Source organism: Nonomuraea antimicrobica (assembly GCF_039536965.1).
Taxonomy (GTDB): Bacteria; Actinomycetota; Actinomycetes; order Streptosporangiales; family Streptosporangiaceae; genus Nonomuraea; species Nonomuraea antimicrobica.
Map to the genome: position 1 here is coordinate 23,803 of NZ_BAAAZP010000019.1, position 26,776 is coordinate 50,578.

Sequence of the window (26,776 nt, forward strand, 5' to 3'; positions counted from 1 at the left end):
CACCGCACTCAGCGTGGCACTGGACGAACCTCACCAGGTGGGGAATGGCGGACGACGGGGGCGCGGCTCTAGGTGAGCTGTAACTCGGGGGGCGCGGGTTTCGTGAGGTCGGCGTCGCCGTACACGTGCAGGTCGGAACGGAAGGCCGCCAGGTACGCCCGCGGGTCGCGGAAGGTCGCGACCAGCGAGTCGCCGTAGTCGATGAGCTGCCGGTGGGCGTGCCCGCGAGGCTCGTAGCGGGCCTGCAGCAGCCGGTCGAGCAGCTCGGGGTCGCCCGCGGCGGCGCAGATGACGTCGGCCAGGATCTCGGCGTCGCGCAGCGTGTAGCTCATGCCCATGCCGGTCATCGGATGGCAGGCGAACGCGGCCGAGCCGAGCAGCGCGGCGTTGCCCCGGTGGTACGCCTCCACCCGCAGCGACGACACCTTGATCGGCTGCCAGGCGGCGGCCTGGAGGGAGTTGAAGGCGTCGGAGCTGTCGGTCACGAACTTCTTCAGCTCGTCCAGCAGCGCCGGGATGCCGTCCTGGAAGATCTCCTTGTCGTCCTCAGGGGGCAGGCCGACGAACACCCTGGCCTGGTCCCTGTCGAGCGGATAGAGGTAGGCGAACCAGCCTTCCGAGCTGAAGTACAGCCGGTTGAGCTGGGCGACGCTGGCGCTCAGCGGCACGGTGGCCACCCGCATCTGCAGCCGCTCGTACGGCGTCGTGCGCTGTTCGATGCCGAGCGCCCGGCGGATCGCGGACTTGGTGCCGTCGGCGCCGATCACGACGCCGGCCCGCAGCCGCCGCCCGTCGGCGAGCGTCAGCTCCTCCACCTGCCCGTCACCCATGGTGATGTCGTCGATGGCGGCGTCGAACCAGAACTCGACGCTCTCCATCGCGCAGGAGGTGTAGATGAGCTCGACCAGCTCCCGGTAGGGGCGGATGAGGAACCCGCCGTCGGGGAAGCGGCACTCCTGGATGGGGTCGCCGTCGTGGTAGTAGCGGACGGTGTCGCGCCAGAGGCCATGGCGTCCGACGAGGTCCGCCAGTCCGTGCCGGGCCAGCACCCGCAGGCCCGGGGGCTTGAGGAAGTCGGCGCCGGCGCTGGGGACTGAGGGTCCCTGCTCGATGACGACGACGTGCCGGCCACGGCGGCCCAGGAGCAGGGCCAGGAAGCAGCCGCCGAGCCCGGCGCCGACGATGGCTACGTCGCACGATGTGGTTGCCATGACGAGAGCCCTTCTGAATGGTTGAACTAGTTCGAGGGCCCGCGGGTGCCGGCGAGCGGGCCGGGTTCGGCCGCCCGCTGTCGCGGGACCGGGTCCATGGAGGCGCCCGTGCGGGAGTCCGTGCGGGAGTCCATGGGGGTGTCTGCGGGGGGTGTGCGGGTCTCGACTGGCAGCAGCGCGTCGGCCTCGGCCGCCACGGTGGCGAGGGTCATGCGCAGTTCCAGCAGCATCCGGCGCGGCACCTTGATCATGACGTCACCCGGGTCCGGCCGCATCCGGGTGATCTTGGTCAGGGCCAGGGCTCCGATCAGCACGGAGATGGCCACGCACATCGCGAGCGCGCCGGCCAGGCCCGCGAAGGGCCCGGTCATGAACGGGTGGTCGATCACGACCGACACGACGGCGACGCCGACGGCCCCGCCGACCATGCGGGCCATGGTGGCCGCGCCGACGGCGGAGGCGTACTGGTGGGGGCGGGCGGACAGGGTGGTGGCGACGGAGGTGCCGGGCGCGAGCGCGCCGACCCCGACGCCGACCACGACGCTGGCGATCAGGCCCCAGACGGTGGGCCCGGCCTGCATCAGGACGAGCACGCAGGCGCCGCCGCACAGCAGCGACCCGGCGTAGATCAGTCCGTACGCGCCAATGCGTTTGACGGCGCGCCCGGCCAGATAGCTGGTGACGACCATGGCCACCGAGGTCGGGGTCAGCCACATGGCCACTTCGAGCATGGGGTAGCCCAGGTGCAGCAGGTAGAGAGGCTGCACGGTCAGCAGCCCGTACGACAGCGCGCCGAAGCCCCAGGTGGCCATCCAGCCCCAGACGAACCTGGGGCGCCGCCACAGGGCCAGGTCGATGGCGGGCAGGCGGTGGTGCCTGGCCTGCGCGAGCGCGCCGCCGAGCAGGGCCAGCGCGGCCAGTGCCAGCCACACCACGTCCATGCCCCAGGCCATCGCCTTGGAGATGGCCAGGACGATCACGGCGATCCCGGCGGCCAGCAGCCACGCGCCGAGGACGTCGGGCACGCCCTTGGCGGTGCTGCGCTTGCCCGGCGGGAGCGCGAAGCAGGCGATCAGGAGGGCGACGCCGATGACGACGTCGGGGACGAACAGCGAGCGCCAGCCGACGGTGGCGGCCAGCCAGCCGCCGCCCGCCTGCATGAGCAGGCAGCCCAGCCCGGAGGCGGAGCTCCACATCGCGATCGCGCCGCGTCGTTGCGACTCGGGCAGCTCCCCGAGCAGCAGCCCGAGGCTGGCCGGGATGATCGCCGCGGCCCCCGCACCCTGGACGGCCCGCGCGGCCAGCACCCACGACCACGAGTCCACGGTGACGGTGGCGATCGCGCCCAGCACGAACACCACGAGCCCGACGGCCAGCACCCGGCGGCGGCCGAACAGGTCGGCCCAGCGGCCGGCGGTGGCCAGCAGCGCCGCGATCGGGATGAACGCCGCGCTGGTCAGCCAGACCAGGTCGCCCAGCGGCATCCCGGTGCCGGCGGACGTGTAGCGCAAGACTCCGACTGCCAGGGTGGTGGCCGTGGTGTCGGCCATCACCGTGAACATGACACCCGCACCGACGAGGCGCAGCATCACTCCGTGACGCCGGTCGGCGCCGGTCGTGCCCGTCGTCCTGGCGGCGGCTGGTGACGAACGCACGTGGTTCCCTCCTATGGAAGCGTCGGTCGGTCTCCGCCGGGGGCACACCCCGGCTGGGCGAGCGGCGGAGCCGGACGTCGGTTTTCAGCGGTTCTGGTGGTTCAGGCGGTTCAGGTGGCTCTTCCGGTGCTTCCGGCGGCTTTCCGGTGCTTCCGGCGGCTTTTCGGCTGAGGTCAGGCGCCGTAGCGGCCGGGCGAGAGCAGTCCGTCCGGGTCGAGCGCCGTCTTGAGCCGGTGCAGCATGCCGAGACCGGCGGTGCTGGTCTCGGACCAGACGTCGGCGGCGGCGTGATCGATGTCGGAGCGGTAGATGGCGCAGCCGTGCCCGCGCAGCACGCAGTTGCCGTCGTTGCGGAGCTGGTGCGCCCGGTAGGCCGCGTCGGGCGCGGCACGGTCGAAGAAGATCTGGATGACGCCGTTGGCCAGGTGGTCGCCGACGAGGTTCCACTCGACCATGAGGGCGGTGGTGTGCGCGTCGACCGAGGTCTGCAGGGCGGCCAGGATGTGCTCGGTCCTGCGTGCGTGCATGGGCATCAGCGGCAGCAGCACGAGGAAGCCCATCGCGCCCTCGTCGATCTGGTCGCACGAGGTCACGCCGAGCGCGTTGTGGATGCCGCGGCAGGTGGGGATGCCCTGCGCCATCAGCGCCCGCGGGTAGAGCGGGTCGTCGGCGCGCACCTCGGCCGCGTCCAGGACGCGCACCGCCTCGGCGCCCTCGACCTCGACGAGCGCCTTGCGCAGCAGCCCTTCGGCCAGCTCGACCGTGGCGTCGCTGCCCATGAGCGGACCGAGCACGGTGAACAGCGACGGGTCGGCCCCGTGGGGCAGCGTCCAGTCGCCGTGCTCCGGCACGAGCGACAGCTCGCGCACGCGCATCAGCCCGGTGGCCGGGTTGCCGTCGCGCAGGAAGCGGGAGACCGCGCCGAGCGCCACCCCGGCCTGGTCGCGCGGCAGCCGGCCGTGCACGAGCCCGATCGTGCTCGGGCGCGGCACCAGCGAGACGGCCATGGCGGTGACGATGCCCAGGTTGTGCTGGACGAACGCCTGCGTCAGGTCGGGCCCGGCGACCCGGCCGTGGTAGCGGCCCGCGGGGTCGAGCCCGCCGGTGGTGACCACGCTGCCGTCGGCCAGCACGGCCTCGATCCCGGCCACGTCGTGCACGCGGGAGCGGATGCAGCCGTCGCCGCGCTCCAGCGCGTTGCCGATGACGGAGGTGTCGGCGCACGAGGCGGTGACGTTGAGCATCCACGGGGTGTCGCGCAGCACGGCGGCGAGCTGCCGCTGCGTGACTCCGGGCTCGATCACCGCGAAGCCGGCCTCCAGGTCGAGGCTGCGCACCCGGTTCATGCCGCCGAGGTCGACGACCAGGTTGTCGTCGGTGACCGGCATGGCCGAACCCATGCCCCAGTTCCTGCCGGTGCTGATCGGGTAGAGGCGGCGCTTGTCGGCCGTTGCCTGCCGTACGAGCGCGCGTACCTCGTCGAGGGTGCGCGGCGTCTCGATGCCCGACACGGTGCGCGGCTGGTGGCCCCCGACGTCACGCGACCGCAGGTCCAGTCGCGACAGTCCTTGCATGACTCTCCTCAGAGGTGAGATTCGCTCTTCCGGCCCTCTCGGACGGGGGCCGCTGGGGGCACACGTCAGGCGGTGTGCTGGAGCAGGTCGTCGATGGAGCCGATGGCCTGGTTGGACATCTCCCTGATGCCGAGCAGCCGCCGCTCGACGAACACGTCGGCGTTCGGGTCGGCGGGCAGGTCGGAGAGGTCGGGCTGGGGGGCGGTGCCGGAGAAGCTGTCGGAGAAGGTGCCCGACAGGGTGTCGGGGAAGTCGAGCGTGCCGCGGGGCGCGGCCTGGGCGGGGATCTCGTGCGGGCCGTACGGGTGACGCCGGGCGTGGCCTGTGTTCTCGTGCCTGGCGCGGCTGGGCAGGTGCGGGGGGGTACGCATGACGGGAGCTCTCCTACCGGACTCGTGTGGGGTTTTCCGGGTGACCGCTCGCCGTTGAGCGGATCGGGATCAGCGCGCGTCCTCCTGGAGGCCGGTGCGCCCGGCCCGTGGAGTGACGACCGCGGGGATCGCCCGCGGCACGCCGTGGTTGATGACGCTCGCGGCGATGCGGCGCTCCGCCAGGCTCAGGTGGGGACGGCCGGCGCCGGGTGAGACCGGCCGCGCGGTGGCCGAGCCTCGGATCATGGAGCTGGCGTGCACCCATCGGCGCGACTCCGCCAGCACCTCGCGCCGCGCGCGGGAAAGGTCCGCGTGCTGCGCGTAGTGCTCGCAGACGGCCCGCGCCAGCACCCGTGCCATCACGAGATGCTCTTCGCAGGCGCCCGCGATCTTCGTCTCCAGGCCGGTGACCTGGGCGAGGAGCAGTTGCAGATGCGGCAGGCCCGAGCTGCGCTCGAACCCGTCGAGTTCGGCCAGCCGCTCTGGCCAGCGCAGCCGCCGCTCGATCGCGGCGCACACCGCAGCGACCAGGTGCGACGGGTGTTCGTCGTCGGGGCTGCGCCCGTCAAGCTGCACGGCCCGCTGGGCGGTCGGTTCGAAGTCGGTGAGCCGGCGCAGCCCGCTCTGCAGCAGGCGTACCCGGTTGTGCAGGCACGCCGCGCTCCAGCCCAGGACCAGCAGGCGGTCGGCGTCGGCCTCACAGTGCCAGCCGACCAGCGCCACTTCGCGGGCCATGCGGTGGTAGAGCACCCATGGCTCCTGCTCGCCCATCGGAGTGTCGATCCACACCTGCAGACCGCCGGGGGGCAACTCGGCGACGCCTACGTCCACGCCGGCGGGCGCGACCCTGGTGCAGATCCGCTGGACGACCCGCTGCTGCGCGGCCGTCTCCGGCGCCATGGGCGCCGGGCTCGGCAGCACTCGCTCGGGGGCCACCCTCGCCCTCGGCTCGATGCTCATCTGGGCCACCTCCTGACCCGCACGGTCTGTCGACCTACGTAAATTGACACTTAATAGTGCCGTCCCGATCGTCGTTAGGAGGCGGTTCTCTGTCAACTGCCACTTAACGGATATGGCATGATTCGCCCGCCGCCACAGTGGCCAGGGGCAGGAACCGACGACTCCCCGCAGGTGAATCCGCTGTTACGGACTGTCGTTGATCTAGAGTCCATACGTTGCGTCAGAGCGGTGGACGACAGTCGAGGAGCGAGCCCGTGCCGGTGCCCAGAGCCATGGTCGTGGCCACGTCGGTGGCCGTGTCGGCGGCTGTCGCGCTGCCCGCGCGCCCGGGTCCGGCGCAGGCCGGAGCCGATTACTGCGTGCTACCGGATCGCTCCCAGCAGTCCGGGGCTTACCTGATCGATACTGCTTCCTCACTGGACTGGATTCATCCCAATCCGCCGCCCGCCGCGCGCGAGCCGACCGAGGCCGAACGCCTCGAGTTCGCGGGGTTCCCGAACGTGTCGGCCCTCGACGTGACCGGCCCCGGCGGCGCACCACGGCAGAAGGTCATCACGACCTTCACCACGAACGTGGACAGGGTCGTCACCCTCACCAGCTCCGCGGCGGTCTCCGACGACGACGGGCGCACCTTCGGCCCGGCGGAGGCCACACCGCTGCGCGAGTCGCCGGTCGAGCTGCACGACGGCCGCTTCTTCGCCACCGAGTACTATCCGATCAGGACGGGCCCGCACCAGGCCAAGCTGGGGGTGCTCACCTCGTCCACGCTGGACGACGGCGAGAGCTGGCTGCGCGCGGAGTCCGTCCTGACCACGCCCGGCGACCTGCTCCCCGGCGGGGCCGCGCACGGCACGCCGATCCAGCTCGCCGACGGGACGATCCTGATCACCGTCTACGCCCGCTACCACCCCACGGGAGCCTTCCAGGCCGAGGTGTACGCCAGCGCGGACGGCGGACGCACGTTCGCCAGGCGCGGGGTGATCGCCGAGCCGGAGCCCGGGTTCGCCTACACCGAGGCGGCCGTCGAGCAGGCGATGGACGGCACCCTGGTGGCGGTGCTGCGGCGCGACGGCGGGCCGTACGCGACACTGCGCCAGAGCCGCTCGGCCGACGGCGGGCACACCTGGTCGCCGGTGCGCGAGCTGCGCTTCGCCGGACTTGACTGCGTCGCGCGCGGCGTGGCCCCCCGGCTGCTGCTGATGCCCGACGGGCGGCTCGTGCTGAGCGCGGGGCGGCCGGACAACTGGCTGGCGATCTCCCCCGACGGGCTGGGCGAGGAGTGGCACGAGCCGCAGGTCACCTACCACAACCGCGACGGGATCTGGGACGCGCACGGCTCGTCCGGCTACACCGGCCTGGCCGCGGTCGGGCCGCACCGGCTGATCCAGGTGTTCGACAACTGCAAGCTCGTGGGGGTGCGCACCGACGGCACGCTCGACGAGACGGCGTGCCCGGCGCACGGGCGCTTCGAGCACGGCGGCTGGTACGCGATCAAACGCCTGCTGTTCGACCTGGCGACGCCCGGCACCCGGCTGGACCTGGCGGGGCTGCGGCGGCGCGGCGACGTACGGGTCTCCACCACGATGCGCTGGTCGAGCCGCTCCCGGCCGAGGACCGGCCCCGGCGGGGCCCTCGACGGCAGCACCGGCTACTGGTCCAGCGCCGTCGCCGCCGGTCGCGGCCGTTACGTGCTGCACCTCGACCGGCCCTACCCGCTGAGCAGGATCGGGCTCAGCCTGCGCCCCGGCCATCCGGCGGACGCCCGCGTGTACGTCTCGCGCGACGGGCGCTCATGGGGCGAGCCGGTCGTCACCGTTCGCGGCAGGACCGACCACGCCCTCCAGTACGACGCCATCGGCCGCACCGCCCAGCACGTCAAGATCGTCGTCGAGCCGTCGAAGGGCTGCGACCGCGAAATAGGACGGACGTGCAGCGTGCTGAACGAGATCGAGCTTTATCACTGAACCGCGGAATCACTGAGCCGCGGAATCACTGAATCGCGGAATCACTGAATCGCGGATTTCGCCGGTCGGGCGATTTCGTCCCGGCTCTCCCAAGCCGACGGCAAACCGTGCCGGCCGAATTCCGCCGGGCATTTCGCCCGAGCATTCTCCGCCGGGCACGGGAGCGCGGGGGCCCGATTCCCACCGGCGCCCCCGCACGCCTTTCCCGCGCCCTTCCCGTCGCGTCTCCGCGCCGGACGGGACCGCGGTCACCGCTTCGGCGGGAGGTTGCCGCCTCGGCCGGGTCCGCGCTTGTCGTCCCTGGTCAGACCCTCCTCGTCGATCTCCAGCCGCTCCCGGCGGACCTGGCCCTCGACGGTCTCCTCGTGCCGGACCGCCTGCTTGTGCACATGCACGCGCTCGACCGGCCTGGTCTCCTTGGAGACCACGGGACGCTCCTCGTGCAGGATCATCTGCCGGTCTTCCTCGCCTATCTCGAACGTCCCGGCCAATTCCCCGTCGCGGATGGGCTCGCGCTCGATCACGACCTCCTCGTGCGTGAGCGGAATCCTTTCCCGGACGGTTTCGGTCTCGACGAACTTGTGCAGGCGGACGCGACCGGTCTCGCGGCTTTCCTTTCCGATGTGGAGCCGTTCCTCCGAACGGGTCATGTCGATGTCGCCGTCGTCCGTCACGCCGCCGCGCGTCTCCCCCGACATCCCACGTGCCTCGGGGGCCACGCCTCGCCGCCGCTCGGCGGCCGGGTCCTGCGGCTCTCCGGTGACCGGCCCCCGCGTACGGGTCTCGCCGGTACGCTGCCGCGGGACGTCCTCTGGCTGCATGCCGTAGTAGCGGTAGAGGTCGGCCTCCTCGTTCAGGGACAGGCGGCCGTCCACGTCGATGTTGGGGGCTCCCTTGATCGTCTCCCTGTCGTAGGGGACCCGGATCTCCTCACCCGATCGTCGGGCGCTGGCCAGAGGCACGAAGGTCTGCTTCACCCCGAAGAACCCCGTGCGTACGGTCACCCACTCCGGCTCGCCCGTACGATCGTTGAGGTAGACCTGACCCACCTTTCCGATCGACTGTCCGTCCGAACCCACCACATGGCAGTCGAGCAGGTTGCGGATCTCTGTTTGCAAAGCCACGGTGATCCCCCCTGATGCCTTGTCCTCTGTGTCCTCTGCGTCAAATAGGACAAATACCCCAAATCACCATTTAGCCACACAGAGACAGGGCACGTTTCCCTCTAGTTTTCGCGGGACGTCCCCAGCCGTCACCCTCGGACCAGGAGCCTCAGTCGCCCTTCTGGGCCTTCTCCAGGGCGTCGAGGTGCGCCTGCAGCGACGGCGCCGCCTCCTTTGCCAGGGCTTTGACGGTCTCCGACGAACCCTTGGAGATCTCCTGCTCGGTCGCGGTCAGCGCCTCTTTGTGCGCTTCGATCATCCAGGACAGGAAGCCCCTGTCGAGGTCCTTGCCGGTGGCGCCCTCCAGCTTGTTCAGCCTCTTGCGCTGGCCGGCGTCCATGGACGCCGGGAGCTGGACGCCGAGCTGCGTGGCGGCCTGGGTGACCTTGGCGTCGAGCGCGGTGTGGTCCTTGACCAGCAGCTCGCCGACGGACCTGACCGGCTCGGTGGTGCCCTTCTCCCGCGCCAGCCGCCCGGCCCCGATCTCGGCCAGGTTGCCCTGGTGGATGACCGCCATCCAGGCTTTGTCCTGCTCGGACGGCTGCTCGGACGGCTGCGCGCCGGTCGGCGCGACCACCGCGGCAGTGTCGGCCGGCGCTCCACCGGAGCAGCCGGGAAGGGCGATCAGGGCGGTCACGACGCCCAGCGACAGGGACAGACGAGTACGCATGAGGATTCCTCTCACGTAGTGCCACAATTTCCACACAGAGCGTAACCATCAGCCTCGTACTACCCCCGTACCCCTCCACACCCGGGCGCGTCCGCCGTGCGGCGTCCGCACGGATCGGTTGGGCGGGATAGCGCCTTCCGGGTGCTATGGGGTGAAATGACAAGAACCTTCTACTGGTTGGAGTAACCACCGTGCCGCTGTTCGACCTGCCGCTCGACCGACTCCGCGACTACCTCCCCGACCGTGACGAGCCTGCCGACTTTGACGCGTTCTGGTCGGCGACGCTGGCCGAGGCCGGGGAGTTCGACCTGGCCGCCGAGTACGTCCCGTACGATCTGCCGCTCGCCGGGGTGGACGTGTTCGACGTGTCGTACGCCGGGTGGGGCGGGCATCGCGTCAACGGCTGGTTCCTGGTGCCGAAGGGCGCGCAGGGCCCGCTGCCGTGCGTGATGCACTACATCGGCTACAGCGGCGGTCGCGGCTTCCCGAAGGACCACCTGCTGTGGCCGGTCGCGGGGTACGCGGTGTTCGTGATGGAGACGCGCGGCCACGGCGGCGCGAACCCCGGCAGCCCCGGCGCCACCGGCGACCCCCACGGCAGCGCGGGCCCGCAGGCGCCCGGCATGATGACGCGCGGCATCCTCGATCCCGCCGACTACTACTACCGGCGCGTGTTCACCGACGCGGTCAGGGCGGTCGAGGCGGCCGCCGCGCATCCGGCGGTGGACGAAGGCCGGATCGTGGTGTCGGGCGGCAGCCAGGGCGGCGCCATCGCCCAGGCGACGGCGGCGCTGCGCCCGGGGGTCAGGGCGGCGCTCATCGACGTGCCGTTCCTGACGCACTTCCGGCGGGCGGTGGAGATCACGGGGCGCGATCCGTACCAGGAGCTGGTGCGCTATCTGTCGACCCGGCGTGAGGCGGCCGAGCAGGTGTTCCGCACGCTGGCGTACTTCGACGGGGTGAACTTCGCGGCGCGCGCCCGGGTGCCCGCGCTCTACTCGGTGGGGCTGATGGACGACGTGTGCCCGCCGTCGACGGTGTTCGCCGCCTACAACCACTGGCAGGGGCCCAAGGAGATCACCGTGTGGCCGTGGAACAACCACGAGGGCGGTGGCGGCTACCAGACGGAGGAGCAGGTGCGCTACCTGCACAAGCTCCTGGGCGAGGAGTAGGGGCGGTGCCCGCCGCGCCGGAGCACCGGCGCGGCGGGCGCCGCTTCACGCGGTCTGCTCGGTGACCAGGAAGGACACGCTCCCTTGGTCGTCGGCTCCGGCGTCCAGGGACTTGTCGTCCAGTACGGTGGCGGCCACCGGGTCGAGATAGACCCGCGCCCCCTCCGACTCGACCACCGCGTCCGCCGGCTCCGGAGCGGTGGCCAGCGTAAGGGTGAGCGAACTGGCGCCCTCGCCCTGAGACGAGATGCGGATCCCGCTCTGGGCGGGCTCGGGCGCGGTCGCGGTCAGGTCACGGATCGCCTGGGCAGCGTTGGCAGTCAGGGTGAGCACTGTGGCTCCTCCTCACGGTCGACGTTCAGGAGTTGGCTGCCCTTCCCTCTCCATCCGGACTCAATCCTTCGTGACCGTTTCTTTACCAAGTATTCCCGGCCGGCGGCCCGCGTCACACCACCCCGGCGCCGGGCTTCACCCGACGGTCCACTCCCCGTCGCGGACGAGGTCGCGCCCGGCCAGCTCGTCCGCCTCGCGCCACGCCTGGATCCGGCGCGGCGTGATGTGGAAGTAGTGGTAGGGGGAGGTCGCCTTGCGCGGGTCGAAGCCCGCCTTCGCGGCGAACGCGTCGCCGACCTCGCCCGGGATCTCGGCCGCGGGCGTGGCGTGCGCCGTGCCCTCGACGAGCACGACGTCGCGCACCAGGCCGATGCCCACCCGCACCCGTCCGTTGGCCAGCAGGTTGCGGGCGGTCGGGCTGGCGCTGGCCGTGGCGACGAGCAGCGCGCCGCCGTCCCACAGGAACGACAGCGGCACCATGTACGGCGTGCCGTCCACGCTCGCCGTGGCCACCCAGGCGTCCACGTCGTGCTCAAGACGCTCCAGCGTGTCGCGCCTGCGCTGCTCGGGGGTGCGTGGGGTGGGCTGGAACATTCCGTCTCGCTCTCTCGTCGCCGGTCACCCGGGCCTGAGGGCCGCCGTCGCCGACGACGGCCGTCTTTGACGACGGTCATTATCGACGAAGGCGGGAAAGGGCTGCTCAGCGGGTCTCAGGGCGCCTGGCGTCGCGCCCGGAGGAGCAGGAGCCCGCCACGGTGCCCGCCACCTTCCAGTCCGCCCCCGGGAACGGGCTCATGAAGTGCGTCAGGAGGTCCACCGCGTAGTCCGGCACCTGCCCGCCCGGATCCAGGAAGGAGACCATCTGCGGCCCGTCGGCGCCGCGCAGCGTGATCGAGCCGCCGCCGCCGTCGGCCACGAACCCGGGTTTGGCGTCCACGGTCACGCACGCCAGGCTGATCCCGGCCGCCTTGATCTCCTGCTCGGCCCCGATCCTGCGCATGCGCTGGTCGTAGCGGCGCAGGGCGAGCGAGGTGGCGGGGCCGATGTGGACCGACTCGCGGAAGGCGTCGTCGCCGACCTGCCTGCTCAGCCTGACGTCCAGGCGCACGTCGGGCCGCAGGTCCACGCCCTTGGTGCTGATCTTGAGGTCGCCGTAGCTCCCCTCGAAGCCGGGGGCGACGTAGCCGAGGGCCGGGGGCGCCTTCAGGGCGAACGGGACCTTGCCCGGCCTGACCCGCAGCCACGACATGCGGCCGACGGACAGCGAGACGGCCTCGACCGTGCTCCTGCCCAGCCCGAACCGGCCGCCGACGTGGTAGGTGAGGAACCCGGTCGTGTACGGGACCTCCTTGCTCACCGCGATCGCCTGCGGCGCCACCGGGTCCACCCGCAGCCCGGCGCGCAGCGTGACGCGTCCGGTGGGCACGGGCTTGGAGACCAGGTCGAGCGACTGGTCGGGGTTGAGCCGGATCGTGGTGTCGGCGGCCAGGTCCTCGACCGCGAACGACACGTCCCCGAGCCGTCCCGACGGGTCCACCAGGCCGCCCTCCACGGCGAGGCCGCCGTCGAGCGTGCTGGCGCCGCCCTCCGCCCTGTACGTGAGCGCCGGCACGCTCAGCCCCGCGGCCGAGGCGTCGGCGTCCACGCCGAAGACGGCGGGCACGTCGGAGAGGTTCAGCTCGCCGGTGCCCTTGCCGGGCAGGGTGACCTTGGCGGTGAGCCGCTTGACGGCGGCGGAGTTGCTGACGCGGATGCGGGTCTTGGCGCCGTACGTGCCCTGGACGGACACCGCCGCGGGCACCGGGTCGATGGCGACGTGACCGCGCGCCCCGCCCGCCTCGGCCCGCACGTCGAGGGCGCCGAGCGTGGCGGAGGGCTCGATCCGGTACGCCGCCTGCACGACGTTGCCCTGCCCCACCGCGAACGGCCCCACCGACATGCCGGTGATCCTGGACGGCAGGCCGGTCAGCGTGGCACTGGCCCTGATCGGCACGGGTGACAGGACGCTGCTGGCCAGGTAGAGGGCCAGGCTGCGGCGTTCCGGGCGGAACCCGGAGAACGCGAACGTCTTCCCGGCCAGGTCCACCGACACCTGGTCGGGCAGGCCGCGCACGTCCAGGTATCCCTGCAGGCCGAAGCACCCGCGCTGGGCGACGCAGAAGGGGCCCTGCGCGCAGCCGGGCGAGCCGGCCGCGCAGCCGCCGTCCACCAGCGACACGCCCCCGTCGACCGCCGGGGCGGCCCGCATGCGGTCGAGCGCCGCGGTCTTGCCGAGCCAGGCGCGGGCGCGCACGTCCAGGCGCGAACCCGAGTAGGTGAGCCGGCCGTCGGCGGAGGTGACGGCGAGCCGTCCCGGCACGGGGCCGAGCGTGCCGATCAGGCCGTAGCGGGTGTCGCCCCGCGTGACGTCGGCGTCCACGGCGAGCGTCTGGCGGGCCGCGCGGAAGTCGGCGGCGAACCCCTGCGCGGCCGGGGTGAACTCGACGTTCGACAGCCCTTCGACCTGCACGCTGGCGTCCAGGTCGCCGGTGGCCTCGGTGTGGTGGACGGCCAGGTGCGGGCCCGTGGGCGCCTTGGCGCCGTCGTGGTTGGCGAACGCCAGCGCGGCCGTCCCGACGGGCCCCGACTGGCCGCGGAAGCGGTAGGAGGCGGCGTCCCAGGAGGCGTCGAACCGGGCGGGCACGCCGGTGACCTCGGCGGCGGCCCTGGCGTACCGGTCGCCGAGCTTGGCCCTGGCCAGCGCCGAGACCTTGGCGACCGGGCCGTCCGAGGTCCAGCTCAGGGTGCGGGCCCTGGTGTCGGCGACCAGTTCGGCGAGCTTGCGCACGCCCTCGACGGTGACGCGCACGTCCTCGCCGCCCGCCTGCGTGACGTGCGCTTTATTGGCATAAATCCGCACCTGATCGAGCTTCGCGGACGTCTCGACCTTGACCGTCGAGCGCTCGCCCAGCGCCCACGACGCCTTCACGTCGTCGTGCACGCCCAGGAGGGTGCCGTCGATGGTGGGGCCGGACGTGAGGTTCGCGTACGCGGCCCGCAGCTTGTCGATCACACCGCTGGCCTGGTAGACGGCCTTCCTGGCGGCGGGGTCGAGGGTGACGTCCACGGTGGCGGGCGTGTTGGAGATCTCCAGGCGGGCGACGTGGGTGCGGTCGATGCTGGCCGCGCCCGTGAACGAACGGCCGCTGGAGTCCACTTCGAGGTGGGCGTGCGGCGCGGCCCCGTACGTGACGTCGAAGCCGGACAGCCCCGTCAGCAGCCCCGACACCCCCACGGCGGCGCCGTCCTTGATCATCGTGACGTGGCCGCCGCGCGGGCTGGAGACGGCGCCGCCGGCGCGCTGCAGCAGCACGGCGAACTTGCCGATGGGCGAGCTGGTCGTCTGCGTCACCCGGTGCCCGGCCAGGTCGTTGACCAGGCTCACCTTGGCGGGCAGCTCGCTCAGCTCGGTCTTCAGCACGGTCCTGTCGGCGGCGCGGTCGTAGTAGAGCAGGCTCGCGGCTCCGGAGCGCGAGCCGCCGGACCCGGCGGCGACGGACCCTGCGGCGACGGACAGGGACTGGCGGCCGTTCGCGTTGCCGTACTCGGCGGTCAAGGACGACGGCACGCGCTCCAGTTCCACCCGGGTGACGCGGGACAGGTGGCCGTCGCGGTAGCCGAAGTCGTCCAGCCGGGCCCGGGGGATGGAGGACGGGCTGGCGAAGTGGATCTCGCCGCCCGACAGCCGCACCTCGGCGCGGGTGGGCATGCGGTCCAGCACGGCGTGGGTGAACCGGCTGCCCGTCACGGCCAGCGCCTCCAGTTTGGCGGGCGCGGAGGCGGTGACGTCGAGCGCGAGGGTGTCGAGCGCGGCGTTGACGGTCAGTTTGGCGGTGGCCGGCGACTGGCGCAGGCTCACGGCCGTGCGCCCGCTCAGGCTCGCCACGACGGCGGCCGACTCCCCTGCCTCCTTGCGCTCGACCACGGCCTTGACCCGCTTGCCCGCCAGATCGACGGTGAACGTCCCGCGGTCGGAGGCCGACAGCGACGACCCGCGGCGCAGGCCGTCGAACCCGACCGAGACCTGGTCGTCGTACTCGGCCCAGACCAGCGCCTTGAGATTCTCCTCGCCGAGCCGCTTGACGGCGAACGAGAGCCCGACGGCGTTCTCGCCGGGATCAGCGGTGGGCACCAGGTCGGCGGCCAGGTCGGGGGTGGAGTCGCCGGTCACGTCGGCGGCCACCGGCACGCCGACCGGCTGCCGGATCGAGCAGGAGACCGGCACGGCGGCGCTCTCCACGCAGATCCGGTACGTCAGGCCGGGCACGACCTTGCCGAGCCCCTCGAAGGTCTTGGCGATCGCCGCCAGCGGCTTGAGCAGCGAGAGCGTCTGGGCCTGCGTGGTGTCGGGCAGCATGTCGCGCACGTCGGGCGCCTGCCCGCCGAAGCCCTGCCGCTCCTGGGCGGCGGCGGCGTCCCTGGCGACCTCGTCGGCCAGTTGTGGCCCGGCGGGCGTGGTGACCTCGGGCGGCTCCGGCCCGACCCGCTCGTTCCCGGTGGGCTGGAGTGCGATGGAGGCCCGCTGCGGGACGGTCACGGTGGCGGCCGGCGGCTCCTGGACGGCGGGCACGGGCGTCACCCTCGTCGACACGGGCCGCTCCTGCGCCCGGACCGGCCCGGTAGTCGGCCCGGTAATCGGCCCGGTAATCGGCCCAGCGACCGATCTTTCTGCTGCCTCTGCGGCCGGTACGGCGACGAGGGCCGTGGCGGCGATGGACGCCGAAGCGAGCACGCGCAGAAGGGCGTGCGGCATGTAGCTTTCTCCCCCGGACCTAGCTAAATCATCCCATCAGAAACATAGGTCACGAGACGACCATACTTCCTCACTGTGCGTCAAACTGGGTCCGACATGGGACCCCAATTTCTTGGGGTCAGGGCCGGTAGGGGCGCAGCCGCGGCCACCAGCCGGGCACGTTCGCGCGGTAGCGCTCGTAGTCGGCGCCGAACCGCCGCCGCAGGTGCGGCTCCTCGTACCAGTGGACGAAGCCGCGGACCGGGAGGAACGCGACGGCGGCGTAGAGCAGCAGCCACGGATCGCAGAAGAGCATGGCCTGGCCGACGATCGCCGCCAGGACGGCGACGTACATGGGGTTGCGGACGTGCCGGTAGAGTCCTCCGACCACGAGCCGGTCGGGCGGCGCGAGCGGGATCGGCGTCCCGAGCCCTTCGACCACGAACCTGACGAACGCGTCGGCCAGCACCGCCAGCCCGGCGAGCGCCAGGATCACGCCGAGCACCCGGAGCGGGATCATGACCGGGCCGGGGAACGGGTCGCGCAGCCGCCAGCCGCCGATCCAGTACGGGACGAGCACGGCGACGACGCCGGGGCCGAGGGCGAAGAAGGCGGCGGTGAGGACGGCGGCGGGCGTTCTGCGCATGGCGTCGCTCCTAATTCACTATGCGATGAGTTTAGGTTCGGTGCGCGGTCGCGTCAACGCCTCCGGCCGGACACTCCGGCGGCAGAGCGGGAACGGGGAAAACCGGTCGAAGGCAGCCCTCGGGGGCGGTTAGCGTACGCCGGTGCGCATATTCCTGCAGACCGAGCGGCTCACGCTGCGCCCCATCGCCGAGTCAGACGAGGACGATCTGTTCCGCCTGCACAACGACCCCGAGGTGATGCGTCACCTCAACGGCGGCAGGCCGACGCCGCGCTCCGTGCTCGCCGGGAAGACCATGCCCAGGTTCCTGAGCGGCGGCTTCTACGCGGCCCTGGACAGGCACTCCGGCGGCTTCCTCGGCTGGTTCCACCTGCGCTCGGCCGATGGCGGCCCTGACGACGAGCCCGAGCTGGGCTACCGGCTGCACCAGGCGGCCTGGGGCAAGGGGTACGCGACCGAGGGCTCGCGCGGGCTGATCGACAAGGCGTTCGCGGAGCTGGGCGCGCGCCGGGTGTTCGCCCAGACGATGGCGGTCAACCTGGGGTCGCGGCGGGTGATGGAGAAGTGCGGGCTGCGCTACGTCCGCACGTTCCACCTCGACTGGCCCGATCCCATCGAGGGGTCGGAGCAGGGCGAGGTCGAGTACGAGCTGCTGCGCCCCGAATGGGAGGCCGCGCACGGGCCCGACCGGCACTGAACCTGAACCGGCACCGGGTTGGCGCTGGGATGGTAGACCTGGTGCACTGGTCGGACCAGTCGCTAGGGTGCCTCGTATGGGATATGACGCGCTGTTCCGCCTCGACGGGCGGCGGGCCGTGGTGATCGGGGCGGGGAGCGGCATCGGCCGGGAGGCGGCGCTGGCGCTGGCCGCCCACGGGGCCTCGGTCGTCTGCGCCGACCGCGACCTGCCCGCCGCGCAGGAGACCGCCGCCGGATGCGGCGGTGACGCCCGGCTGGTCGACGTGCTCGATCCGGGCGCGGTGCGCGACCTGGCTGCGGAGTGCCCGGCCGACGTGCTGGTGTTCACGGCGGCCACGAACGTGCGCAAGCGGCTGCTCGACTACTCGGGCGCGGAGTTCGACCGGGTGGTGGGGCTCAACCTGCGGGCCTCGTTCGACGTGGTGCGCGCGTTCGGGGCGGGCATGGTCGAACGGGGGCGCGGCTCGATCATCGGGTTCGCCTCGATCCGTGCCTCGGTCACCGAGCCGGGGCAGGGCGTCTACTCGGCCACGAAGGCCGGGCTGGTGCAGCTCCTGCGTACGGCGGCGGCCGAGTTCGGCCCGAGCGGCGTGCGGGTGAACGCGATCGCGCCCGGCGTCGTGGAGACCCCGCTGACCAGGCAGATCAAGGACCACCCCGCCTGGTACGACGCGTACGCCGCCAAGAGCGCGCTGGGCCGGTGGGCCAGGGCCGAGGAGCTGGCCGGGGCGGTGGTCTACCTGGCCGGTGACGCGGCCAGCTTCGTCACCGGCTCCGTCCTGTACGTGGACGGCGGCTGGACCGCCGTGGACGGCCGCTTCGACCCACCGAACTGACCCGCCCGCCCTCCGGGCCCGGCCGTCACCCCTGTGGCCGGATGACGGCCATCCTGGTGACCGTGAACTCCTCGATGGCGAACCGCGGCCCCTCGCGGCCGGTCCCCGAGTCCTTCACGCCCCCGTACGGCATGTTGTCGGCCCTGAACCCCGGCACGTCGTTGACCACCACGCCCCCGGCCTCGATCCGCTCGATCGCCGCGAACGCCGTGGCCAGCGACCGGGTGAACACCGCCGCGTGCAGGCCGTACCTGGAGTCGTTGACCGCGGCGAAGGCGGCGTCGAGGTCGGGCACCGGGCGCACGCACACGACCGGCCCGAAGATCTCCTCGTCCCAGGCGGCGGCGCCGTCCGGCACCCCGGACAGCACGGTCGGCGCGATGGCCCGCCCTTCGCGGTGTCCGCCGGTGACCACGTCGGCCCCGGAGGCGGCGATCCACTCCAGGACCCGTTCGGTGGCGGCCTCGTCGATGAGCGGGGCGACGCGGGTGCCGGGCAGGCGCGGGTCGCCGACGGCGACGCCCTTGACCCGGTCGGCCAGCAGGGGCAGGAATCGGGCGGCCACGTCCTGCTCGACCAGCACCCGCTGCACGGAGATGCACGCCTGGCCGCAGGCGTAGTAGCCGCCGCGCACGACCGCGTCGGCGGCGGCTTCGAGGTCGGCGTCGGCCGCGACGACGAGCGCCGCGTTCGAGCCCAGCTCCAGCAGCACCTTGGTCGGGGCGGCGGCCCGCGCCACGGCGTGCCCGGCAGCGGCCGAGCCGGTGAACGAGACCGCGCCGACGCGCCGGTCCGCGACCAGCGTCCTGCCGACCTCGACGTCGCCGGTGACGAGCTGGACGGCGGCGGGGGGCAGCTCGCCGCCCGCGCGCAGGAGGCGTACCAGCCGGAGCGTGGCCAGCGGGGTCGCGGGGGCGGGCTTGACGATCACGGGGCACCCGGCCGCGACCGCCGGGGCGATCTTGTGGGCGGCGAGGAGGAGCGGATAGTTGAATCCGGTGATGCCGACGACCACACCGATGGGCCGGCGCGTCCAGAACCCGATCAGCCCCTCGCCGGAGGGCAGCAGGTCGAGCGGCACGGTCTCGCCGTGCAGCCTGGCCACCTCCTCGGCGGCGGTGGCGAGCGTGAGGAGCGTCCTGGACACCTCCACCTGGCAGTCCACCAGCGGTTTGCCGGTCTCGAGCACGAGCAGCCGCTCGAACTCCGCGCGTTCAGCCCGCAGCGCGTCGTGCGTGCGCAGGAGGGCGGCGCGGCGGGCGTGGGAGGGCAGCGCGGCCATGGCGGGGGCCACGGCGAGCGCCTCGTCCACCGCCCGCCTGGCGAGCTCCGGCGTGCCCAGCGGGGCGGTCGCGACCGTGGACCCGTCGTAGGGGAAGATCACGTCGGTGGTGCCGGCGGTCTCCTCCCATCCGTCGCCGATGGGCAGGCGGGCGTGGTGGTTCATGGCTGCCCCCGCCGGGCGCTCGGGAACACGTCGAGGTAGGCGGGCGCGCCCTCGCGGCCGGTGGCGGCGAGGACGGCGTGCGCGACAGCCCGGCTGAACACGTCGGCCGCCGCGGCCAGGACGTCCTGGAAGGCGTCGTGGGTGGGGGCCGGGGCGGCGCAGGTGGCCAGGCCGAAGACGGTGTCGCCGTCGGTCATGGTGTGGGCGGGCCTGATCGCCCTGGCCAGGCCGTCGTGGGCGACCGCGGCCAGTTTGCCGCACTGGGCCTTGGTGAGGGTGAGGCCGGTGGCGACGACGCCGATGGTGGTGTTGAAGGAGGGGGCGTCGGCCGGTTTCCACGCCTCCGCCTCCTCGGGGGCCGGTGGACGGAGGTGGTCGAACTCGCAGGGGAGGCCGTACCTGGCGCCCGCGAGGGTGGCGTCGCGGGGGTCCAGTACGGAGCCGGCGGCGTTCACCACGGCGAGCGCGGCCACGGTGGCGCCGTCGGGGAGTACCTCGCTCGCGGTCCCCACTCCTCCGGCCAGCCCGCCCGCCACCGCCCCGGCCCCGGCTCCCACGGACCCGCTCGCGGCCGGGTGCGCCGTCCCCGACGGCCCGGCGAAGGCGAAGGGGGTGGCGGCGAAGGAGGCGGCGTCGTAGGCGGCGGCGCCGAGGGCGGCGTCCGGGACCGCGCGGAAGGTGCCGCCGCGTCCCAGGTCGAAGATGACCGCCGCGGGCACGATGGGCACCACCCCGCCCGCCACCGGATACCCCACTCCGGCGTCGGCCAGCCGGTCCATCACCCCGCACGCCGCGCCCAGCCCGAACGCGCTCCCGCCCGTCAGCACCACGGCGTGCACGCGTTCGACGAGGTTGCGCGGGTCCAGCAGTTCGGTCTCCCGCGTTCCCGGGGCGGCCCCCCGTACGTCCACGCCCGCGACGGCGCCCTCTCCCTGGGCGAGGACGACGGTCGTCCCGGTGCGGAAGCCGCCACCGACCCTGTGCGCGTGGCCCACGCGCAGACCGGCCACGTCGACCAGCGAGTTCGTCGGCCCTGTCGTCATCGCAGCTCGCCGCTCAGGAAGCGCCGGGCGGCCTCGGCGAACACCCGCGTGCAGCGGACGATCTCCTCGACCTCCACGTACTCGTCGGCCTGGTGCGCGATCCACTTGCCCCCCGGCCCGTACACCACGGACGGGATCCCGCCCCAGTGCGTCAGCACGGTCCCGTCGGTGGAGCCCGGCACGCCGCCGTACACCGGCTCCTCCCCCGTCACCGTGCGATGGGCGGCGGCCAGCGCGGCCACGACGGGGTCGGTCACCGGCACCTCGACCGGCGGCCGGTCCACCAGCACCGACACCTGCGCCGAGATCCCGTCGGCCGTGATCCCATCAGCCGCGGCGAGGGCGGCCACCCGGTCGGCGAGGTCCTGGTGCTCGACGCCCGGGATCGTCCGCACGTCCACGAAGAGCGAGGCGACCGCGGGGATCACGTTCACCTGCTCCTCGGAGCCGGCCCGCAGCACGGTCGGCGTCACGTACACCTCGCCGAGGTGCTCGTGGGCCGGGTGCCGCGCCTGGAGCTCCTCCTGGAGGGAGCGCAGCGCGACCAGCAGGGTTCCGGCGGCCTGGATGGGGTTGCGGCCGTGCTGGGGCATCGCGCCGTGGGCCATCCTGCCGGTGAGGTCTACGCGCAGCCGCAGCGCGCCCTTGGCGACGGCGCAGATCTCGCCCGCCTCCGGCTCGGCCACGATGGCGCCGTCCACGTCGGCGGTCAGGCCCTGGGAGACGAAGTGGTGCGCGCCGAGCATGAGGCCCTCCTCGTCGGCCAGGGCGCACACCTTGATCCGGCCGGGGAACGGTCCGGCCAGTTGCAGGGCGCGGGTGGCGTAGAGGGTGGCGGCCAGGCCGGACTTCATGTCGGCGCTGCCGCGTCCCCACAGCCGCCCGTCGCGGATCTCGCCGCCGAACGGGTCCACGGTCCAGGTGGACAGGTCGCCCTCGGTGACGACGTCCGTGTGGCCCTCGAACATCAGCGTCGGCCCTGGGCCGCCGCCGCCCTCGACCACGGCGACCACGTTGGGCCTGCCGGGCGCGGCCTCGTACACGACCGGCTCCCAGCCCCACTCGCGCATCCTGGCCTCGACCAGCTCGGCGGCCGGCCGTTCGCTGCGCCCGCGCGCCGGGTCGTTGGTGCTGGGGATGCGCACCAGCGCCTGCGTGAACTCCACCACTCCGCCGGCATCGACATCGATCATGCAAACCCCTCCAGAGTCGGTACGGCCTCCAGCAGCGCCCGCGTGTACGGGTGGGCGGGCGCGGCCCAGACGTCGTCCACCGGCCCGCTCTCCACGATCTCGCCCCCGCTCATGACCGCGACGGTCTCGCACACGTGCCGTACCACGGACAGGTCGTGCGAGACGAACACCAGCGTGAGCCCCAGGTCGTCGGCGAGGTCGGCCAGCAGGTTGAGTATCTGCCCGCGTACGGAAACGTCCAGTGCGCTGACGGGCTCGTCGGCGACCAGCACCTTCGGCCGGGGCGCGAGCGCGCGGGCGATGGCGATGCGCTGCCGCTGGCCGCCGGAGAACTGGTGCGGGTACCGCTCGGCCGCGTCGGCGGGCAGGCCGACCCCCTCCAGCAGTTCGGCCACCCGGTCACCGGCGGGCAGGCCGAGTGCGGTCAGCGGCTCGGCGACGAGGTCGCGCACGCGCATGCGGGGGTCGAGCGAGCTCATCGGGTCCTGGAAGACGATCTGGAGGTTCTCGCGCAGGAAGCGCAGCCGCCGCTCGGGCCTGCCGGTGATCTCCTGGCCGTCGAAGCGGATGGAGCCGCTGGTGGGCTGGTCGAGCGCGCAGAGCAGGCGCAGCAGCGTGGACTTGCCTGAGCCGGATTCGCCGACGATGCCGAAGCGCTCGCCGCGGCGCACGGTCAGCGAGACGTCGCGCAGCGCGTGGACGGCGGCGCCCGGCCGGGTGAGCGAGGCGCGGGGACGCCGGTAGACGCGGTTCAGCCCGCGCACCTCGATCAGCGGCTGCGTGGTCCCCGCCTCGGCCGGTCCATCCCCCGGCCCCGACGACGGCGGCTCAGGCGGGGTGCCAGCAGGCGAAGGCATGTCCGTCTCCTCTCAGCGCCGGGGACGCCTCGCACGCGCTGGTGGCGTGCGGGCAGCGGTTGCGGAACACGCAGCCGCCGGGGAAGCGGCCCGCCGGGGGGACGGAGCCCGCGATGGCAGGCAGCCGGGTGCCGCGCGGGGTGAGCCTGGAGGCGGCCAGCAGGCCCTGGGTGTAGCGGTGGCGGGGCCGGGTGAAGACCTCGCGGATGGGGCCGGACTCGACGACGCGTCCGCCGTACATGACCAGGACGCGTTCGCACACGGACGCGACCACGGCCAGGTCGTGGGTGATGAACAGCAGCGCGGGCGCGACCTCGGCGATCAGCTCCAGCATCTGCTTCTGCACGGTGACGTCGAGCGCGGTGGTGGGTTCGTCGCAGATGAGCAGCTCGGGGCCGTTGGCCAGGGCGATGGCGAGCATGACGCGCTGGCGCTGGCCGCCGGAGAGCTGGTGCGGGTACGCGCGGGCGAGCTGGGCGGGCTCGGGCAGGCGTACGCGCTCCAGCAGCTCGACGGCCCGCCGCCGGGCCTCCTGGCGGGGCCGGCCGTGCAGGGTCATGACCTCGGCGACCTGGGCGCCGATCCGCATGAGCGGGTTGAGCGCGGTCATGGGCTCCTGGAAGACCATGGCCAGCTCGCGCCCGCGCAGCGCCTTGAGCCGGCGCTCCGGCACCCCCACGAGGTCCCGTTCGCCGAGCCTGGCCCGTCCGGACGCGGTGACGCCCTCGGGCAGCAGGCCCATGAGCGACAGCGCGGTCAGCGACTTGCCGGAGCCGGACTCGCCGATCAGGCCGACCCGCTCGCCAGGCGCGACGGCGAACGACACGTCGCGGACCAGCTCGACGCCGTCCGCGCGCACGGTCAGGCCCTCAACGCTCAGCACGGATCCTCCTGAGCTTGGGGTCGAGGAAGTCGCGCAGGCCGTCGCCGAGGAGGTTGAAGCCCAGCACCGCGAGCGCGATCGCGAGGCCGGGCCACAGTGCCAGGCGCGGGGTGGAGAACAGCAGCTCCTGGGACTCCTGCAGCATGCGCCCCCACGACGGGACGGGCGGGCGGGTGCCGAAGCCCAGGAACGACAGCGCCGCCTCGGCCAGGATCGCGATCGCGAACGACACCGACGCCTGGACGATGAGCACGGAGCCGATGTTCGGCAGCACGTGCCGTACGGCGATCCCGGGCCGCCGCCGCCCGGCGGCCCTGGCGGCCAGGATGTAGTCCGTGACCATGACCTGGAGCGTGGCGGCCCGCGCCACCCGGGCGAACGCGGGCACGGTGGCCACCCCGATCGCGATCATGGCGGTGAGCGTGCCCGGCCCGTAGACGGCGCCGAGCATGACGGCCAGCAGCAGCGCGGGGAAGGCGAACACGAGGTCGTTGACCCGCATGATCAGCTCCGACAGCCAGCCGCGCGGCGTCATCCCGGCGACCACGCCGAGCGGGGTGCCGACGAGGGCGGCGATGCCGACCGCGACGACGCCGACGTAGAGGGTGGTGCGGGCGCCGACCATGAGCTGGCTGAAGGTGTCGCGGCCGAACTTGTCGGCCCCGAGCGGGTAGCCGCCGCCGGGCTCGCGCAGCTTGCGGGCCGCGTCCACGAACGTCGGGTCGTGCGGGGTCCAGAAGAACGACACCAGCGCGGCGAGCACGACGAGCCCGACGAGCGTGCCGCCGACGAGCAGCCCGGCGTTCGCCCGGCCTCTCATCGCAGCCTCGGGTCGAGCACGCGGTAGGCCACGTCCACCACGAAGTTGATCAGCAGGACGGCCGCCACCAGCACCATCACCACCCCTTGGACGAGCAGCAGGTCGCGCCCGGCGACGCCGTTGAGCAGCAGGTCGCCGAGCCCCGGGATGACGAAGACCCGCTCGACCACGACCGCGCCGATCAGCAGGGTGGCCAGTTGCAGGCCGAGCACGGTGACGACGGGGACCGAGGCGTTGCGCAGCCCGTGCCGCCACAGCGCGCCGGTGCGGCCCCGGCCCTTGGCACGGGCGGTGCGCAGGTAGTCCTCGCGCATGACGTCGAGCACGGCGCTGCGTACGTAGCGGGTGAGCACCGCGCCCTGGACGAGGCCGAGCGACAGCCACGGCAGCAGCAGGCCGCGCAGCCACTCCCCCGGGTCGTCCGCGAACGGCACGTAGCCGCCGGACGGCAGCGCCTGCGCCCGCACGGCGAACACGAACACCAGCAGGATGCCCGCCAGGAACGCCGGGATCGCGATGCCGACCTGGCTGGCCGCGCTGACGACCGCGCCGAGGGGGTCGCGGTGGTGCACGGCGGCGAACGTGCCGAGCGGCACCGCCAGCACCAGCGCCACGACCATGCCGCCGAGCACCAGCACGGCCGTCACCCCGAGCCGGTCGGAGATCTGGGGGCCGATGGGGGCGCTGGTGACGTAGGAGGTGCCGAAGTCGCCCTGGAGCAGCCCGCCGGACCAGTCGAGGAACTGCGCCACCGGCGGCCGGTCGGTGCCGAACTGGCGGCGCAGCTCGGCCACCGCCTCGGGGGTGGCGTTGACGCCCAGCGCGATCTCGGCGGGGTCGCCCGGCAGCAGCGCCATGAACGCGAACACCGCCACCGCCGCCACGGCGGCGCTCGCGATCAGCACCGCCAGTCGTCTGACCAGGTACAGCGTCACTGCTGCTTGGCGAGCGCGGTGAAGTCGAAGGACTCCGCGATGGCGTTCTCCGGCAGCCCGGTGACGCCCTTCTTCGCCACGATCAGGTTGGGGAACAGGAAGAGCCAGTCGGCCGCGGCGTCGTCGGACAGCAGCTTGGCGGCCTGTTTGAGGTCGTCGGCCTGCTGCTGCTCGGTGCCCTCGTCGGCGGCGGCGAGCAGCTTGCCGAACTCGAGGTTGTCATAGCCGAAGTAGTACGACCCGTCGGCGAAGATGCCCAGGTCACGAGGTTCGACGTGGTTGATGATCGACAGGTCGTAGTCGCCCTTGGTGAACACCTGGTCCAGCCAGCGGGCCGGGAACTCCAGCGGCTCGATCTCGGCCGTGATGCCCACCTGGGCAAGCTGCGACTTGACCACCTGGGCGCTGTTGACCGCGTACGGCAGGTTGGGCACGCGCATCTTGACCGTGTACGTCTTGCCGCCGAGCAACTCCTTGGCCTTGGCCGGGTCGTACGGGTAGTCGCCGGTGCGGTCCTCGTACCAGGGGTCGGTGGGCGGCACCATCGAGCCGATGAGCTGCCCGCGCCCGGCCCAGGCGGTGTCGAGCAGCGCCTTGTGGTCGATCGCGTGCCGGACGGCCTGCCTGACCTTCTTGTCGTCGAACGGCGGGCGGCCGTTGTTCATCGACAGCACCACCTCGCCGTTCGTGGTGCCCTCGACCGTCTGGAAGCGGCCGGGGTCGGCGAACTGCTGGAGCGACTCGGGCGCCTGCACGCTGGAGATGACGTCGATGCCGCCGGTCAGCAGGGCGTTGTTCATCGCCGTGGCGTCCTTGAAGTATTTCAGGGTGATCGACGACAGCGGCGGCTTCGTGCCCCAGTAGGAGGGGTTGGCGTCGAGCTGGATGGAGTCGCCGCGCCGCCACGAGCTGAGCGCGTACGGGCCGGTGCCGACCGGCTTGTTGGCCAGGTCGGCGACCCCGGTACGGCTGAACATGGCGCCGAGCCTGGTGGCCATCGAGTACAGGAAGCCGTTGCTGGGCCGCTTGAGGGTGACCACGGCGGTGGAGTCGTCCTTCTTGGTCACCGTGTCGATGACGTCGAGCTGCGACTTGATCTTGAGCTTCCAGTCCGTCCTGACCCGGTCGAGGGAGAACACCACGTCGTCGGCCGTGAACGGCGCTCCGCCGGTGAACTTCACGTTCTCGCGCAGCGTGAAGGTGTAGGTCCTGCGGTCGGCGGAGACGTCCCACTTCTCGGCCAGCAGCGGCACGATCCGGCCGTCCTGGCCGAGCTTGACCAGCCCCTCGTAGACGTTGACGAGCAGCGCCTGGGGGATCGCGGCGCCCTCGGTGGAGGTGAAGTCGAGGTTGGCCGGCTCGGCGACGAATCCGACCGCCAGCGACTGGGCCTTGGAACTACCGCCCGCGCCACCGCCCGCACCGCCGTCGGCGCTGCCGCCGCACGCGGCGGCGGCCAGCAGGAGGCCGCCCGCGGCGAGCCAGATCCCGATTCGCCTCATGTCCTACAGCCTCCTGGCTAGTGCACTGGTCGGACCAGTAGGCTACGCACATTGCCAGTCGGCGACGGCTC

At 72.7% G+C, this 26,776-nt stretch carries 23 protein-coding genes; 4 read left to right on the plus strand and 19 right to left on the minus strand.

Annotated elements, in window-relative coordinates:
- Positions 1-68: 68 nt before the first annotated feature.
- From ABD844_RS06655 to ABD844_RS06675, 5 genes are all read right to left on the minus strand, one after another.
- A complete protein-coding gene (locus tag ABD844_RS06655; RefSeq protein WP_344874026.1) occupies positions 69-1,211 on the minus strand; it encodes an FAD-dependent monooxygenase in 1,143 nt (380 codons plus the stop codon).
- 26 nt (positions 1,212-1,237) lie between these two features.
- Positions 1,238-2,866: an MFS transporter gene (locus ABD844_RS06660; RefSeq protein WP_344874028.1), complete on the minus strand. Its 1,629-nt coding sequence runs from the start codon at positions 2,864-2,866 to the stop codon at positions 1,238-1,240.
- A gap of 173 nt (positions 2,867-3,039) precedes the next feature.
- Positions 3,040-4,440: an FAD-binding oxidoreductase gene (locus ABD844_RS06665; protein ID WP_344874030.1), complete on the minus strand. Its 1,401-nt coding sequence runs from the start codon at positions 4,438-4,440 to the stop codon at positions 3,040-3,042.
- A 65-nt stretch (positions 4,441-4,505) separates the two neighbouring features.
- Positions 4,506-4,811, minus strand: coding sequence for a hypothetical protein (locus ABD844_RS06670; protein ID WP_344874031.1), 306 nt, complete (start codon positions 4,809-4,811; stop codon positions 4,506-4,508).
- A gap of 69 nt (positions 4,812-4,880) precedes the next feature.
- A complete protein-coding gene (locus tag ABD844_RS06675) occupies positions 4,881-5,771 on the minus strand; it encodes a hypothetical protein (RefSeq protein WP_344874032.1) in 891 nt (296 codons plus the stop codon).
- 254 nt (positions 5,772-6,025) lie between these two features.
- On the opposite strand from ABD844_RS06675, the gene ABD844_RS06680 reads away from it, so the two are divergent.
- Positions 6,026-7,735 carry an exo-alpha-sialidase gene (locus ABD844_RS06680; protein ID WP_344874033.1) on the plus strand — a complete coding sequence of 570 codons (1,710 nt, stop codon included), beginning with the start codon at positions 6,026-6,028 and terminating at the stop codon, positions 7,733-7,735.
- 248 nt (positions 7,736-7,983) lie between these two features.
- Here ABD844_RS06680 and ABD844_RS06685 read toward each other — a convergent pair whose 3' ends face one another.
- A complete protein-coding gene (locus tag ABD844_RS06685) occupies positions 7,984-8,859 on the minus strand; it encodes a DUF2382 domain-containing protein (protein ID WP_344874034.1) in 876 nt (291 codons plus the stop codon).
- 148 nt (positions 8,860-9,007) lie between these two features.
- Positions 9,008-9,568 (minus strand): DUF4142 domain-containing protein, encoded by a 561-nt coding sequence (locus ABD844_RS06690; protein ID WP_344874035.1) that lies wholly within the window; start codon positions 9,566-9,568, stop codon positions 9,008-9,010.
- A gap of 191 nt (positions 9,569-9,759) precedes the next feature.
- Between ABD844_RS06690 and ABD844_RS06695 the strand changes: the two genes are divergently transcribed.
- Positions 9,760-10,740 (plus strand): acetylxylan esterase, encoded by a 981-nt coding sequence (locus ABD844_RS06695; protein WP_344874036.1) that lies wholly within the window; start codon positions 9,760-9,762, stop codon positions 10,738-10,740.
- 45 nt (positions 10,741-10,785) lie between these two features.
- On the opposite strand, the gene ABD844_RS06700 is transcribed toward ABD844_RS06695, so the two are convergent.
- The 4 genes from ABD844_RS06700 to ABD844_RS06715 all read right to left on the minus strand — a co-directional run bounded on the left by ABD844_RS06700 (position 10,786) and on the right by ABD844_RS06715 (position 16,490).
- Positions 10,786-11,073 carry a HesB/IscA family protein gene (locus ABD844_RS06700; protein WP_344874037.1) on the minus strand — a complete coding sequence of 96 codons (288 nt, stop codon included), beginning with the start codon at positions 11,071-11,073 and terminating at the stop codon, positions 10,786-10,788.
- A gap of 135 nt (positions 11,074-11,208) precedes the next feature.
- Positions 11,209-11,667 carry a pyridoxamine 5'-phosphate oxidase family protein gene (locus tag ABD844_RS06705; protein WP_344874039.1) on the minus strand — a complete coding sequence of 153 codons (459 nt, stop codon included), beginning with the start codon at positions 11,665-11,667 and terminating at the stop codon, positions 11,209-11,211.
- A 106-nt stretch (positions 11,668-11,773) separates the two neighbouring features.
- Positions 11,774-15,703 (minus strand): hypothetical protein, encoded by a 3,930-nt coding sequence (locus tag ABD844_RS06710; protein WP_344874041.1) that lies wholly within the window; start codon positions 15,701-15,703, stop codon positions 11,774-11,776.
- 280 nt (positions 15,704-15,983) lie between these two features.
- Positions 15,984-16,490, minus strand: a complete 507-nt coding sequence (locus tag ABD844_RS06715) for a methyltransferase family protein (RefSeq protein ID WP_344874043.1) — start codon at positions 16,488-16,490, stop codon at positions 15,984-15,986.
- A gap of 142 nt (positions 16,491-16,632) precedes the next feature.
- Here ABD844_RS06715 and ABD844_RS06720 point away from each other — a divergent pair, with 142 nt between their 5' ends.
- Together ABD844_RS06720 and ABD844_RS06725 are read left to right on the plus strand one after the other, a co-directional pair.
- A complete protein-coding gene (locus ABD844_RS06720; RefSeq protein ID WP_344874045.1) occupies positions 16,633-17,187 on the plus strand; it encodes a GNAT family N-acetyltransferase in 555 nt (184 codons plus the stop codon).
- 76 nt (positions 17,188-17,263) lie between these two features.
- A complete protein-coding gene (locus tag ABD844_RS06725) occupies positions 17,264-18,025 on the plus strand; it encodes an SDR family NAD(P)-dependent oxidoreductase (RefSeq protein ID WP_344874047.1) in 762 nt (253 codons plus the stop codon).
- A 25-nt stretch (positions 18,026-18,050) separates the two neighbouring features.
- Here ABD844_RS06725 and ABD844_RS06730 read toward each other — a convergent pair whose 3' ends face one another.
- From ABD844_RS06730 to ABD844_RS06765, 8 genes are read right to left on the minus strand one after another with little or no spacing between them, the layout of a single operon-like run.
- Positions 18,051-19,472 (minus strand): aldehyde dehydrogenase family protein, encoded by a 1,422-nt coding sequence (locus ABD844_RS06730; RefSeq protein ID WP_344874049.1) that lies wholly within the window; start codon positions 19,470-19,472, stop codon positions 18,051-18,053.
- Positions 19,469-20,515: a P1 family peptidase gene (locus tag ABD844_RS06735; protein ID WP_344874051.1), complete on the minus strand. Its 1,047-nt coding sequence runs from the start codon at positions 20,513-20,515 to the stop codon at positions 19,469-19,471. Before ABD844_RS06735 ends, ABD844_RS06730 begins: the two co-directional genes overlap by 4 nt.
- Positions 20,512-21,708, minus strand: coding sequence for a M20 family metallopeptidase (locus tag ABD844_RS06740; RefSeq protein WP_344874053.1), 1,197 nt, complete (start codon positions 21,706-21,708; stop codon positions 20,512-20,514). Before ABD844_RS06740 ends, ABD844_RS06735 begins: the two co-directional genes overlap by 4 nt.
- Positions 21,705-22,565, minus strand: a complete 861-nt coding sequence (locus ABD844_RS06745) for an ATP-binding cassette domain-containing protein (protein WP_344874055.1) — start codon at positions 22,563-22,565, stop codon at positions 21,705-21,707. The genes ABD844_RS06740 and ABD844_RS06745 overlap by 4 nt, the downstream gene beginning before the upstream one ends.
- Positions 22,537-23,448: an ABC transporter ATP-binding protein gene (locus tag ABD844_RS06750; RefSeq protein ID WP_344874057.1), complete on the minus strand. Its 912-nt coding sequence runs from the start codon at positions 23,446-23,448 to the stop codon at positions 22,537-22,539. Before ABD844_RS06750 ends, ABD844_RS06745 begins: the two co-directional genes overlap by 29 nt.
- Positions 23,435-24,268 (minus strand): ABC transporter permease, encoded by an 834-nt coding sequence (locus ABD844_RS06755; RefSeq protein WP_344874059.1) that lies wholly within the window; start codon positions 24,266-24,268, stop codon positions 23,435-23,437. The genes ABD844_RS06750 and ABD844_RS06755 overlap by 14 nt, the downstream gene beginning before the upstream one ends.
- Positions 24,265-25,203, minus strand: a complete 939-nt coding sequence (locus tag ABD844_RS06760) for an ABC transporter permease (protein ID WP_344874061.1) — start codon at positions 25,201-25,203, stop codon at positions 24,265-24,267. The genes ABD844_RS06755 and ABD844_RS06760 overlap by 4 nt, the downstream gene beginning before the upstream one ends.
- Positions 25,200-26,705, minus strand: coding sequence for an ABC transporter substrate-binding protein (locus ABD844_RS06765; RefSeq protein WP_344874063.1), 1,506 nt, complete (start codon positions 26,703-26,705; stop codon positions 25,200-25,202). Before ABD844_RS06765 ends, ABD844_RS06760 begins: the two co-directional genes overlap by 4 nt.
- Between the last annotated feature and the right edge of the window lie 71 nt (positions 26,706-26,776).

Coding starts and splice junctions, on each gene's coding strand:
- ABD844_RS06655 (WP_344874026.1), bottom strand. CDS start 1,211: ATGGCAACCACATCGTGCGACGTAGCCATCGTCGGCGCCGGGCTCGGC.
- ABD844_RS06665 (WP_344874030.1), bottom strand. CDS start 4,440: ATGCAAGGACTGTCGCGACTGGACCTGCGGTCGCGTGACGTCGGGGGC.
- ABD844_RS06670 (WP_344874031.1), bottom strand. CDS start 4,811: ATGCGTACCCCCCCGCACCTGCCCAGCCGCGCCAGGCACGAGAACACA.
- ABD844_RS06675 (WP_344874032.1), bottom strand. CDS start 5,771: ATGAGCATCGAGCCGAGGGCGAGGGTGGCCCCCGAGCGAGTGCTGCCG.
- ABD844_RS06690 (WP_344874035.1), bottom strand. CDS start 9,568: ATGCGTACTCGTCTGTCCCTGTCGCTGGGCGTCGTGACCGCCCTGATC.
- ABD844_RS06705 (WP_344874039.1), bottom strand. CDS start 11,667: ATGTTCCAGCCCACCCCACGCACCCCCGAGCAGCGCAGGCGCGACACG.
- ABD844_RS06715 (WP_344874043.1), bottom strand. CDS start 16,490: ATGCGCAGAACGCCCGCCGCCGTCCTCACCGCCGCCTTCTTCGCCCTC.
- ABD844_RS06725 (WP_344874047.1), top strand. CDS start 17,264: ATGGGATATGACGCGCTGTTCCGCCTCGACGGGCGGCGGGCCGTGGTG.
- ABD844_RS06730 (WP_344874049.1), bottom strand. CDS start 19,472: ATGAACCACCACGCCCGCCTGCCCATCGGCGACGGATGGGAGGAGACC.
- ABD844_RS06735 (WP_344874051.1), bottom strand. CDS start 20,515: ATGACGACAGGGCCGACGAACTCGCTGGTCGACGTGGCCGGTCTGCGC.
- ABD844_RS06740 (WP_344874053.1), bottom strand. CDS start 21,708: ATGATCGATGTCGATGCCGGCGGAGTGGTGGAGTTCACGCAGGCGCTG.
- ABD844_RS06745 (WP_344874055.1), bottom strand. CDS start 22,565: ATGCCTTCGCCTGCTGGCACCCCGCCTGAGCCGCCGTCGTCGGGGCCG.
- ABD844_RS06755 (WP_344874059.1), bottom strand. CDS start 24,268: ATGAGAGGCCGGGCGAACGCCGGGCTGCTCGTCGGCGGCACGCTCGTC.
- ABD844_RS06765 (WP_344874063.1), bottom strand. CDS start 26,705: ATGAGGCGAATCGGGATCTGGCTCGCCGCGGGCGGCCTCCTGCTGGCC.